The organism is Flectobacillus sp. BAB-3569 (assembly GCF_002270355.1).
Taxonomy (GTDB): domain Bacteria; phylum Bacteroidota; class Bacteroidia; order Cytophagales; family Spirosomataceae; genus Flectobacillus; species Flectobacillus roseus.
In genome coordinates this window covers 128,942-140,469 of sequence record NZ_NJFZ01000013.1, presented here as the reverse complement: position 1 = coordinate 140,469, position 11,528 = coordinate 128,942, and the positions used below count along the sequence as shown (strand labels likewise).

Sequence of the window (11,528 nt, the reverse complement as noted above, 5' to 3'; positions counted from 1 at the left end):
AAGTGGTATGAAAGGGATAGATTTTAAAAAACAGGTAGCTATTAATACTGCTAATACACTCAAAAACAATAAGTTAATTTCATCGGAAAATGTAAAGAAGAACCTTTTGGTTTTACCAGAACTCAAAGAATTTATTCCGAGTTTGAGTGCCGAAGAGTATAAGTCTTTAGAAGATAGCATTATTGCAAACGGCTGTCGTACACCTCTTTTGGTTTGGGATACAACGCAAGGAGTAATAAATCCAAGCTATCCTACGCCTAGTGAGCCTGCTTTTGTCTTGTTTGATGGCCATCACCGTTATGAAATTTGTCAGAAAAATAGAGTTGATTTTCAGATTGACTTGATGACTTTTCCTTCGATTGACGAAGTAAAGGATTTTATGATTGATTTTCAGGTAGGTCGCCGAAATATGACTGTGGAACAATTGTCATATTTTAGAGGCTTGAAATATCAACGCATGAAAAATCGTCAGGGGGGCTTACGTGGCACCTACACCGATATCGTTGATACCGCATCGGTATTGGCAGAAGAATTTAAAGTAAGTCCTGCTACTATCAAGCGTGATGCTGTTTTTGCACAAGGTATTGACAAAATGCAAGGAGCTTTGAAACAGCAGGTGTTGGAAGGAAGCAAAAAGATTGAGAAAAAACTGATTCAACAACTAGCCAAAGCAACCGTTGAGAAGCCCGTTGAATCGCTAGAAGAACTTCAGGCGGTAGTCTCAAATAAATCTCAAGAAATAGCTCAAACCAATTCTATTAAGCAAACAGAGGCCTTGAAAAAAGTGAGTGCTAGTTTGAAAAAAGCAAATGCCTCACATTTGAGCCTGATTGTAAGAGGAAGTTTTATTCTAGAAAATGGACTAGAAGCCGAATGGAGACACTTACGCGAACTAGGTGAAGGTGTAATCATAGAGCCAGATTTTCAAGATGAAATTTCATTTCCTGAAGCAATAGCATTGGGTTTGATAAAATTGTAAATGAGTGAACAGGGGCAAAGTGATAGAGGCACAAAGTGAGTTTTATTCACTTTGTGCCTCTATCACTTTGTTCGGTTATTGGGTAAAAAATCTGGGCTTTATGCCATAAACTAAAAACTGGAAAGTCTTTCTTGTGGAATATGGAAGTTTTTCAGCACAATGCCTACGGCTTACTGCCTAAAGCGAAATCATGAAATATTATTTCTTCAGAATATCTTTATCCAAAAAGAAATATCTCGCTTCATTTTCCGAACGAACTGCCTTTGTATTGGCATTGATGATTAATACTTCTGGCTTTTCTTCATTTTTGGCTGCTGGCCAGCTAGGTAATTTCTCACCATTCGGATTTCCTGTTTTGATGAAATTGGCAAAATAATTCATCATTGTATCCGATACTTTGTAGTCGTCTTCTGTCCAAGCATATACCTTGTTGGTCGCTAGATTTCCCATCGCATATTCAATTTCAGCCGAGTGAACAGCTCCTTTTGGTTTAGGAGCTTTTGGTGCATTCTTATCTTTTTTGATAACACCACCTGCTAAACCAGCCTCCAAATCACTTTCACGCATATCTGGACGAGGTTGCGCATAATAATAGCGATAAACAGGCTGATCACTATTTTTACGGTGCAAATCAAACCATTTCCAAGTACTAAAACCGATAAAACGGTCACCAGCCAAATCAGTGGCAGATTGCTCAGTTACTTCTGGAGCTCCCGCTGGATATAGTTTTAACACTTCTTCAGCTTTAGCACCGTATAATTCTTTTACACGCTGGACATAATTTTCATTATTCAACTCTTTGCCAGCCATAATGGCACGATAGTTCATTTCTTCCGAGTTCCAACCTAGCATAAGTGGTACCATTGCTTGTTGTTTTGATTCAAAAATTTCGGTAAAAGTTTTTGGGAAAAAATAACCATCAAGCGTTGTTCTGAACCCTGCATTTTGTGCTCTGTATTTTTGGTAAAGCTCAAAAGTAGATAATGCTCGTAAATCTTTTAGGGATTTTGCGCCTGCTTTGGTAGCAAAATCAACCCCTAATTTTTCGGCATCAGCTAGCGGAGTAGCTGTTAGCAAAGAACCACTTTCGCCAATAGCGCCAGCAATTAGATTTTTGGATAGGGGCGAGGCCATTTGAGCACTCACCGAAGCCGAACCTGCTGATTCCCCAGCAATGGTAACACGTTTTGGATCACCTCCAAATTTAGCAATATTCGCTTGTACCCATTTCAAGGCAGCGTTTTGGTCTAACAAGCCATAATTGCCCGAACCTTTATATGAGGTTTCTTTACTTAGCTCAGGGTGAGAGAAAAATCCGAAAATATTCAAACGATAATTGACAGTTACTGTTACAATTCCTTTTTTTGCCATATTTTCGCCGTCATAACGATATTCGGAACCATCGCCAGCCGCAAAACCACCACCGTAGAAATATACCAAAACGGGTAGTTTTTCATCGTTTGACTTGGCAGGAGACCAGACATTGAGGTATAGGCAATCTTCGCTCATGCCATCGCTACGGAAACCCATGTCGCCAAATAAAGCAGGTTGTACTGCTCTTGGACCGAATTTCTTGGTTTGGCGTATTCCAGACCACTTATCTGGTGCTTGAGGAGCTTTCCAACGTAGGTCACCAACGGGTGGTTTGGCAAATGGAATACCTTTAAAACTCTGAATATTTGAGCGAACATCAAATTCGCCTTCGATAACTCCTTGCTCAACATTGATTTGAACAGGAAATGCATAGCTATTCTCGGCATGTTGTGCCATTGAAATGCTCGAAATACATAGTGCAATCGCAGCAATACTAGATTTGAGGGTTTTCATTGGATATTGTTCTGAATGTTTTTACTATTGTCTCATTGACTGACAATAGTAGGTTGAAAAACTAAAAAATACAATATTTTCATAGATTTTTTTATATTCGAAAATGGATAAAGTAGATATTACTCAGGTTGCAACGGCAAAAGAAGCTGGATATTTAGCTCATATTGCCTATGATTCAGTCATTTTTGGATTTGATGGAAAACAGTTAAAGATTTTAATTTCTGAATATCATAATACAAAATTGTTTGCCTTACCCGGCGGTTTTGTCAAAATCAACGAGAGTCTTGACGATGCAGTTCGTCGTGGTCTTCGAGAGCGTACAGGCTTAGACAATATTTATTTGGAGCAGTTTCATGTATTTGGAAGTCTCGAAAGATATATCCCTGAGACGATGGAAATGATTATGAAAGGGGGAGGACATAATCCTGTAGAGGATTGCTGGCTATTAGATAGGTTTATTTCGGTAGGATATTATGCCCTGATAAATTATGAAAGCGTAAATCCACAACCAGATGAATTGTCGGATAGTTGTTGCTGGTATAATATCGACCAACTTCCTACGCTTATGCAAGATCACACTATGATTGTAGCAAAGGCACTTGAGACGCTGAGAGATAATTTAGATAAAAAACTGGTGGGAATGAATCTTTTACCTGAAAGGTTTACGATGAAAGAATTACAAACTGTCTATGAATCAATCCTAGGACAAGAAATTAGAAGAACAACTTTTCAGCGTTCTATGTTAGCAAAAGGGATTTTGAATAGACATGAAAAGCAGTTTTCGGGCAAATCCCATAAAGCACCTTTTGTATATAGTTTCAAAAAGGATGCTTAATAGTTTGTCATACAAGATATTAGTTTTATTATAAATTTTATTTATGATAATGCTGAAAAATATAAATAAAAATATATAAAATAGATTTTCCATCTTTGTACTGTCAAAGATAGGTTTATTAGGATCATGAAGTTCTCAATGAGAACAAATGCCTCAGAGTAATTCGTTAATATCGGGTTAGTAATTCTAGACTTCAAGCGAAGTCGGAAAAAAGGTGACTTAAGCAATTAGGTCACCTTCTTTTTTTATGATGGTTTTACCCTGTTCAAATATATGCCTCTCACAAGAAGATATAGCATTCAGAAAATTTGTTGGAAAAATACAGCCGAATAAAGTTGGTTTGAAGTGGGTATAAAAAAGATGCACTGTTTCGAGCCAAGCGGTCTAACAGTGCTTTTTACCAACAATTTAATATGAATATTTTTAGTTTCGTAATTCGTGATATGTCACCGAGGTTTAGATTTAACCACTGGTATCATTTAAGTGAACTTTCTATCAATAATATTGTTTAAAATGGGTGCAGAACTATACTGAACAGGTTAATTAGCATCTTTTAATGAGATAAAAATCAATATTGCTAGTGGATTTGTATAAATGATATTGAGGAAAAAGGCTTGTCGAAATACTTTGCAGCACCAACAAGCCTTTAAATCAACTAACTCTATACAATGATTTTAGTTTTTATCTACCCCCTCTGCTTTTACCGCAAGCCCATTCTCAACCGAAGCAGAGTTGGTAGTGTTTGTATGTGGCATTTTATAGTTTTTTACATTGGCTAATTCTTCGGGATTTTTACCATAATCAAGCAAGAGTTTTTTCTCTATAGCTTCATTAGCAACTTTTTTGTAATCTCTGTTTGTTTTTCCAACAATCACAAAGGCTGTGTTATGATTTTTTTCGGCTTGTTTTTTGGCAGCCGCAGCTTTATTTGGGTGTTTGTAGTTGTGTGTACTATAACCAGGGTCGCTGGTCCAAGTATTTTGTGCTTCTGCTGCTAAGTTGGCAGTTAAAATTAAAGCGAGTGCATATATCCAAGTTTTCATGACGAGATTGTTTAATGGTTCTTTGTTTTTGTTTCTGATACAAAGATGCAACCTCGACATTAGGATAACTTCAGACTCAGCTTAGAACGAAATTAGATTTTTGTTTGAGCTTTGTAAGGTAATATCACCGTGAAAGTTGTGCCAATATTTTCGGCAGATTGTACGGTGATTTGACCCTGATGTAGTTCTACTATTTTTTTTACTAAAGACAAACCAACACCATGCCCAGGGGTATTTCTTGAATTAGAGCCTCGTTTGAATGGTTCAAAAATTTCTAGAATTTCATTTTCAGGAATTGGTTTGCCTGAATTATGAATAGTTACACGCGCTCCATTTTCGATACACTCTATTTTCACGCTAACGGTATTATTATCTGAAAACTTAGCACCATTTTCAATTAAATTAATTAGCGCAGTGTATAGCAGGGCTTCGTGTGCATAAAGCTCAGGCATGAAATCTTTTTCTTGTTCTAACAATAATAAGACCTCATATTCTGGCTTTTTTTCGCTTAGCTCCTGACGAACACCCCAAAGTAATTCGGTCAAATTAACCAAATTGTGTTTGAGTGGCGTTTGATTAGAATCCATGCCAGCAATATCTAAAAGACCGTTTGCCAGTTTGTTGAGTTGTTGAACGTCTTCCAAAACTGACTGTATCATCGCTTTTAACTCTTCAGGAGAATCATTTGCCAATAAAGACACCTGAATTTGTCCTGTAATAGCTGTTAGAGGCGTTCTTAATTCATGTGAGGCGTGTGCCACAAATGATTTCTGTAGACGAAATGCTTCTTGCAAACGCTCCAACATCTGGTTAAAACGCAGAGACAATTGTGCAATTTCGTCAGTCCTATTTCCTTCATCCAATCGCAAATCCATGTTTGATGCTGTAATAGTATCAAGTTGTTTGATAATACGATTGATAGGTTGTAGTGCTCGTCCTGCAAAAAACCATCCTGCCAAAAACACCACTAATGTTGTCAATAAGCATCCTGTGATGAGCATGATGGCTAAATTTCGCTGTTTGCTAAGACCATAAACATCTACTGCCGACGAAAAAATCAGTAATTCTTTTGTTCCTACATGGTATCGAAATCCAAAGATCTCACCTTGACCTACCTGCCAATAGATTTCATCATTTTTAATAACTTCATCTAAGCGCTCAGCAGGAATATCAAAGTAGTCTGTACCACTTTCGTAAAGAATTTTTTTATTTTTATCAAAAATGACTACCTCTTCTTTATCGAGAACTGTCATTTGGTTTTTATCTAATAACTTTAATAACTGAGGACTTAGTTTTTCGTTACCAAAAAGTGCTTCAGCAGAAGTAAGTCCCTCATGTTTAAGACGATTACTGAATACTGTTTGTCGATGTAATTCTTCTTCCCAATATAAAAAAGTGCTAAAAAGAACGAGCAAAGCCACCACAATGCTACTAAACATCACGATGAGTCGAGTGCGAATCGTCATAACTATTTTGCTTTTAGAACATATCCCATACCTACAACTGTGTGAATGAGCTTGTTTTCGAAGCCTTTGTCCACTTTATTTCTGAGGTAATTGATATATACTTCAATAAAGTTGGTACCTGTATCAAAATTGATATCCCAAACGTTTTCGGCAATGTCAACTTTTGAGATTACACGACCACGATTACGCATCAGATATTCGAGCAAGCTATATTCTTTGGCGGTTAATTCTATTTGTCTACCACCGCGAAAGGCTAATTTTTGAGCTAAGTCAAGTTCTAAATCAGCTACTTTTAAAATTTCGTTGGGCTGAGTGAGGCTTGGTGTACTTCGTTTAAGAAGTGCTTTCACTCGAACCAATAGTTCCATAAAGTCAAATGGTTTCACTAGATAGTCGTCTGTACCAACCTCAAAACCACTAAGTTTGTCTGCCATACTTCCTAAAGCTGTGAGCATCAAAATGGGAACTTGGGTATTAGATTCTCTAATTTTGGCACAAACTTCAAGACCACTTATCCCTGGCAGGCCTATATCAAGTATTACTAAATCAAATGTATGTTTCGAAAAAGTGTCGATGGCAGTTTGACCATCCTCGGCGATTAATGCTTCAAAGGACTGAGTTTCTAATCCTTTTTTGATGAAATTAGCGACCTTCTGCTCATCCTCTACAATCAAAATGTGCTGTTTCTCCATGAGATAATTTTAATCAGTAATTGGTTTTGTTTCGTCTGTTTATTTTGGTTTGAGGGTTAAACAATAAAGACCAAACCCGTCAAATTTTCGATGCGTAAAAGACTTAAACCTGTATTGTCAAAGAAGTTTAGGAATTAAGCCATGAGTTTGAGACTATAACTGATGCATGAAAATGTACTAATGGCTTAATTTCCTAAATCTTAATCCCAACCCTAATTACTTGAATACAAAAGTAAGGCAGAGGCTTTAATACATTGGTATAAAGTGCATTAGAACGAGATTAGATTATTGAGGATCTTCTTTGCGACGAGTTCGTTTTTTGGTAAAGCCCTGAACCTTAACCCCTGCATGTGCCAAAATTTTGTAAAAAGTACGACGACTTCCAATTTTGAAGAACTTCATAATTTGCGTAGTCGAAAGTTTTTGAGCATCATAAAGTTCTTTTACGGCAGGAGCAATATCTTGGTATTTAGGCAACAAACCTTTGGGACGACCACCCATGCGTCCACGGGCACGCGCCGAAGCCAATCCTGCTTTCGTTCTTTGCACAATGATATTTCTTTCGTGTTCTGCTAATGCACAGAAAATTTGGAACACTAAAATTCCACTTGGTGAAGTAGTATCAATAGGGTCATTGAGTGAAACAAGGTTGATTTTACGTCTTTCCAACTCTGCTACCAAATCAATCAAATGCTTGGTCGACCGCCCCAAACGATCGAGTTTCCAGATTACAACCGTATCTCCTTCTCGAACAAATTTCATCATTTCTTCAAACTCTGGTTTGTGTGCCTTCAGACCAGAAACTTTGTCTGTAAAAATATTTTCACAGCCATATTTTTTTAATGCATCAATTTGTAGGTCGAGCGTTTGTTCTTGTGTACTTACACGTGCATAACCGATTTTCATATTGTATAAAGTATCTTGATAAAGCTCTGATTGAAAGAGGATAATCTTTCAACAAAAATTTATCCATTGAGTTTTTGTTTGCTAAAGTTTTCTGAAGTCAGATTTTTCTACCCAAATCAGGTAAATCATTTTGGTAAATATAGTCAATTTCTGTTCTGAATACTCAGCTTTCCTTTTTTTGTCCTGAACATATACTCACCTACGTTCATATCCGCACAAGGTGTTCGAAATCGCACAGTTTTTATATTCATGCCCTATTGTAATCTATTGATTTTTAGGTGCTTATGCTTTGGCATTGTGTTTGGAATCACTATATACAAATAATCATTACAATTATGGACAAAGAAATCTCTAAAGACCTAGTCAAGCGTAAGCAATACAAACGTTGGACTACCGTGGCACTCCTTGCAGGTGGTTTGGGTATTGCGGTGTACTTTTTAAACAATACTTTACAATCATCTATTAAGGCCAATAAAATTCGGATTGCTACTACTGAAATGGGAGATGTTGAGAACACCTTAACCGCTACAGGAGAAGTGATTCCTGCTTTTGAGCAAATCATTACTACACCTATCAAGGCTAGTGTGAAGCAGGTATATTTTACGGTGGGTGCCAAAATTCAGAAAGGGCAACCCATTGTGGAGTTGGATAAATCCTTGACGATGATAGAGCTAGAAAAACTTAAAGACCAGTTGGCGCTCAAACAAAATAGTATAGAGAAATTGAAGATGGATTTGAATAAAAAGATTTTCGATTCTGACATCAACGATAAAGTCAAACAGCTCAATATTAACCGTCTGAAAGCAGAACTTGAAGATACCAAACGACTCCAGAAAGTAGGAGGTCGCACACAAGAAGATGTAACAAAAGCCGAAAATGCCTTGAGAATTGCAGAACTGGAAAAATCTCAATTGGAAAATGAGTTGGGATATAACAAAAAATCGGTTGGTGCCAATCTAAAAGACTACACATTACAAGCTTCCATCGAAGAAAAAAACTTGCAAGAATTGAAGCACAAAATTAAAATGGCAGATATCGTTGCCGACCGTGCGGGTGTATTGACTTGGGTAAATGACAAAATTGGTACGGCTGTCAATGAGGGCGAAATGCTAGCAAAACTTGCAGATTTGGGAAGTTTTAGAGTGGAAGGCTCGTGTTCGGATGTCTATGCGGAGCAACTCAAAATAGGCTTACCAGTAATCGTGAGAATCAACGATCAAGCTTTGAGAGGAATGGTTGTGCAAATCAAACCAGCTGTTTCGAATGGCGTGATACAATTTGCGATCAGCCTAGACGACAATCGAAGTGCTTTGCTAAGACCCAATATGAAAGTGGAAGTATATGTTATTACTCAAAAGGTATCTCATGTGATTAGAATTGCTAATGGTCCAGCATTTAATGGAAAAAGAAAACTGCCTGTTTTTGTACTAGAAAATTCGAAAACTGCCAGACGAAGAGAAATCGAAACGGGGTTAAGTAATTTTGATTTTGTAGAAATAAAACAAGGACTAAAACCTGGCGAAAAAGTGATTATTACCGATATGAGTCAATACAAACACCTAGACCAAATTCAGATTGAACCATGAGAAAGATACTTTTTTTATGGCTGATTAGTTGGAATACTTGGGCTCAACAACCAGCCTTGAGTTTGGATGGTGCGATTTTATTAGCAAGAGAAAAATCCATTTCTGCGACCCAAGCTCATACGCAAAAGGCCACGAATTATTGGCAATACAAAACCTTTTTGGCAGATTATAAGCCACAGTTAAGCCTAGGAGGCACATTACCTAGTTTTACTCGCTCGTTTATTCAAGTACAACAACCCGATGGAGCCATTGCTTTTCAGTCTGTTTCCAACAACAACTCAACGCTGACTTTGTCCTTGAGCCAAAGTATTGCCAAAACAGGTGGTGTGATTTATGTTCAGAATCAATTACAACGATTCGATGATTTTCAAAATAAATTGACACTTTACAATGGTGTTCCTCTGGCTTTTGGTTTGAACCAACCCCTTTTTCGATTTAATTTGATGAAATGGGACAAACTAATAGAACCACTCAAATACGCCGAAAGTGAACAACAGTTAATTGAAAATATGGAGAAAATCTCCTTGGCGACCTCAGAGTATTATTTTGACTTGTTATTGGCGCAGGTAAATTTGCAAATTGCTCACAAGAATCTTGAAAATAATGAGGTGCTCATGAAGATTGCCGAACAGCGGTTGAGTCTCGGCAAAATATCTGAAAATGATTTATTACAAATTCGTCTATCTGTATTGAATGCTCAAAAGGATTTAGCTTCTGCCAAACAGCAAGCAGAAGTAGCTCGTCTGAAACTCAAAACATTTATTGGCTATCGCGACGAAGCATCGTTTGATTTGTTGATTCCTGCTCAGATTCGTTTGTTTGAGGTAGATGAAAAAAAAGCTTTATCAGAAGCTTTGGGAAATCGCTCGGATGCTATTGCTTTTAGAAGAAGAATGCTAGAAGCGGAACGAGATATGGAAAAAGCTAAAAAGGAAAATGGTTTGAATGCCAATTTGAATTTAGCCTTAGGCTTATCCAATAGGGGAGATACGCCTTTGGATGTTTACAAAAAACCACAGGATAGACAGTTTGTAGAAATTCAGTTTACCCTCCCTATAATGGACTGGGGGCGCTCTAAGGCAAGAGTTGAAACGGCAAAAGCTAACTTGCAATATGCTCAGCAAAGTGTAGAACAAGACAAACTTACATTTCAACAAGAAATTTATACCCAAGTAACTTTGTTCGAAATGCTCCAAAAGCAAGTAACTCTGACCAAGGAAACCGATGATATTGCTACAAATCGTTACCAGATTGCACAAGATCGATTTATCCTTAGTGACTTAAGCATTACAGATTTAGGGATTGCTTTACAAGAAAAAGACCGTGCCAAACGTGACTATATTCAGGCTTTGAGAGACTATTGGCAAGCCTATTTCAAGCTAAGACTTTACACATTATACGATTTTGAACTCAATCAAAAATTATTAGTCAAATAACCGACCTAAGCCTATTTATTCTTAGGACATTAAACAACAAATCCTCTATGATTACATTAAACAACATCGAAAAAGTGTACCAGACGAGTACCATCGAAACATTAGCCTTAAATAACATCAACATTGATATTAAGAAGGGAGAATTTGTCTCCATTATGGGTCCGTCGGGTTGCGGAAAGAGTACCTTGCTCAATATCATGGGGCTTTTGGATGAGCCTACTAAAGGCGATATTCTCATCGATCAAAAGCATGTTGAACAATATACAGACAAAGCCTTAGCGAGCCTTCGCAATCAAAAAATTGGTTTTATTTTCCAAAGTTTTCATTTGATTAATGATTTGTCTGTGCTTGATAATGTAGAAATTCCGCTTTTATACCGTAACTCTTCTGCCCAATTCAGAAGAGAGGCCGCTCGAGAAGCACTCGAAAAAGTAGGCTTGAGCAATCGTATGAAGCACTTCCCGAATCAACTTTCAGGTGGACAAAAACAGCGTGTGGCTATTGCACGTGCCATTGTAGGCAAGCCAGATATTATCTTGGCGGATGAACCTACGGGTAACTTGGATAGTGCGATGGGTAACGAAATCTTGAATATTCTTCTACAGCTCAACGCCGAAGGTTGCACCATTGTGATGGTAACGCACGACGAAAGTATGGCAAAGAAAACCCATCGTTTGATTCGTTTGTTTGATGGAACACAAGTTTATTAAGAGTGTTGAGTTTTGAGTGCTGAATTGTGAGTGTAAAATTTTAATAAT

General features: G+C 37.4%; 10 protein-coding genes. 5 read left to right on the top strand and 5 right to left on the bottom strand.

Annotated features, from left to right (window positions below):
• Nucleotides 1-7 precede the first annotated feature (7 nt).
• Nucleotides 8-979 carry a hypothetical protein gene (locus BWI92_RS13895; protein ID WP_095163860.1) on the top strand — a complete coding sequence of 324 codons (972 nt, stop codon included), beginning with the start codon at nucleotides 8-10 and terminating at the stop codon, nucleotides 977-979.
• A gap of 198 nt (nucleotides 980-1,177) precedes the next feature.
• On the opposite strand, the gene BWI92_RS13890 is transcribed toward BWI92_RS13895, so the two are convergent.
• A complete protein-coding gene (locus tag BWI92_RS13890; RefSeq protein WP_095163859.1) occupies nucleotides 1,178-2,806 on the bottom strand; it encodes a carboxylesterase/lipase family protein in 1,629 nt (542 codons plus the stop codon).
• Nucleotides 2,807-2,909: 103 nt separating this feature from the next.
• Between BWI92_RS13890 and BWI92_RS13885 the strand changes: the two genes are divergently transcribed.
• Nucleotides 2,910-3,641, top strand: coding sequence for an NrtR DNA-binding winged helix domain-containing protein (locus BWI92_RS13885; RefSeq protein WP_095163858.1), 732 nt, complete (start codon nucleotides 2,910-2,912; stop codon nucleotides 3,639-3,641).
• Between the two features lie 674 nt (nucleotides 3,642-4,315).
• On the opposite strand, the gene BWI92_RS13880 is transcribed toward BWI92_RS13885, so the two are convergent.
• The 4 genes from BWI92_RS13880 to BWI92_RS13865 all read right to left on the bottom strand — a co-directional run bounded on the left by BWI92_RS13880 (nucleotide 4,316) and on the right by BWI92_RS13865 (nucleotide 7,748).
• On the bottom strand, nucleotides 4,316-4,684 hold the full coding sequence (locus BWI92_RS13880; protein WP_095163857.1) for a hypothetical protein: 369 nt from the start codon (nucleotides 4,682-4,684) through the stop codon (nucleotides 4,316-4,318).
• Between the two features lie 92 nt (nucleotides 4,685-4,776).
• Entirely contained in the window at nucleotides 4,777-6,150 is a 1,374-nt protein-coding gene (locus BWI92_RS13875; protein ID WP_095163856.1) for a HAMP domain-containing sensor histidine kinase, read from the bottom strand.
• Between the two features lie 2 nt (nucleotides 6,151-6,152).
• Complete coding sequence (locus tag BWI92_RS13870; protein ID WP_095163855.1) at nucleotides 6,153-6,842, bottom strand: response regulator transcription factor; 690 nt, start codon at nucleotides 6,840-6,842, stop codon at nucleotides 6,153-6,155.
• Between the two features lie 285 nt (nucleotides 6,843-7,127).
• Entirely contained in the window at nucleotides 7,128-7,748 is a 621-nt protein-coding gene (locus tag BWI92_RS13865; protein ID WP_095163854.1) for a recombinase family protein, read from the bottom strand.
• A gap of 335 nt (nucleotides 7,749-8,083) precedes the next feature.
• On the opposite strand from BWI92_RS13865, the gene BWI92_RS13860 reads away from it, so the two are divergent.
• Genes BWI92_RS13860 through BWI92_RS13850 form a run of 3 tightly spaced genes read left to right on the top strand, consistent with a single transcriptional unit; the run spans nucleotide 8,084 to nucleotide 11,480 of the window.
• Complete coding sequence (locus BWI92_RS13860) at nucleotides 8,084-9,334, top strand: efflux RND transporter periplasmic adaptor subunit (RefSeq protein ID WP_095163853.1); 1,251 nt, start codon at nucleotides 8,084-8,086, stop codon at nucleotides 9,332-9,334.
• The gene (locus tag BWI92_RS13855) at nucleotides 9,331-10,770 is read left to right on the top strand and encodes a TolC family protein (RefSeq protein ID WP_095163852.1); all 1,440 of its coding nucleotides are present in this window, start codon (nucleotides 9,331-9,333) and stop codon (nucleotides 10,768-10,770) included. The genes BWI92_RS13860 and BWI92_RS13855 overlap by 4 nt, the downstream gene beginning before the upstream one ends.
• Nucleotides 10,771-10,817: 47 nt before the next feature.
• Nucleotides 10,818-11,480, top strand: a complete 663-nt coding sequence (locus tag BWI92_RS13850; RefSeq protein ID WP_095163851.1) for an ABC transporter ATP-binding protein — start codon at nucleotides 10,818-10,820, stop codon at nucleotides 11,478-11,480.
• Nucleotides 11,481-11,528 lie beyond the last annotated feature (48 nt).

Coding starts and splice junctions, on each gene's coding strand:
- BWI92_RS13895 (WP_095163860.1), top strand. CDS start 8: ATGAAAGGGATAGATTTTAAAAAACAGGTAGCTATTAATACTGCTAAT.
- BWI92_RS13890 (WP_095163859.1), bottom strand. CDS start 2,806: ATGAAAACCCTCAAATCTAGTATTGCTGCGATTGCACTATGTATTTCG.
- BWI92_RS13885 (WP_095163858.1), top strand. CDS start 2,910: ATGGATAAAGTAGATATTACTCAGGTTGCAACGGCAAAAGAAGCTGGA.
- BWI92_RS13880 (WP_095163857.1), bottom strand. CDS start 4,684: ATGAAAACTTGGATATATGCACTCGCTTTAATTTTAACTGCCAACTTA.
- BWI92_RS13875 (WP_095163856.1), bottom strand. CDS start 6,150: ATGACGATTCGCACTCGACTCATCGTGATGTTTAGTAGCATTGTGGTG.
- BWI92_RS13870 (WP_095163855.1), bottom strand. CDS start 6,842: ATGGAGAAACAGCACATTTTGATTGTAGAGGATGAGCAGAAGGTCGCT.
- BWI92_RS13865 (WP_095163854.1), bottom strand. CDS start 7,748: ATGAAAATCGGTTATGCACGTGTAAGTACACAAGAACAAACGCTCGAC.
- BWI92_RS13860 (WP_095163853.1), top strand. CDS start 8,084: ATGGACAAAGAAATCTCTAAAGACCTAGTCAAGCGTAAGCAATACAAA.
- BWI92_RS13855 (WP_095163852.1), top strand. CDS start 9,331: ATGAGAAAGATACTTTTTTTATGGCTGATTAGTTGGAATACTTGGGCT.
- BWI92_RS13850 (WP_095163851.1), top strand. CDS start 10,818: ATGATTACATTAAACAACATCGAAAAAGTGTACCAGACGAGTACCATC.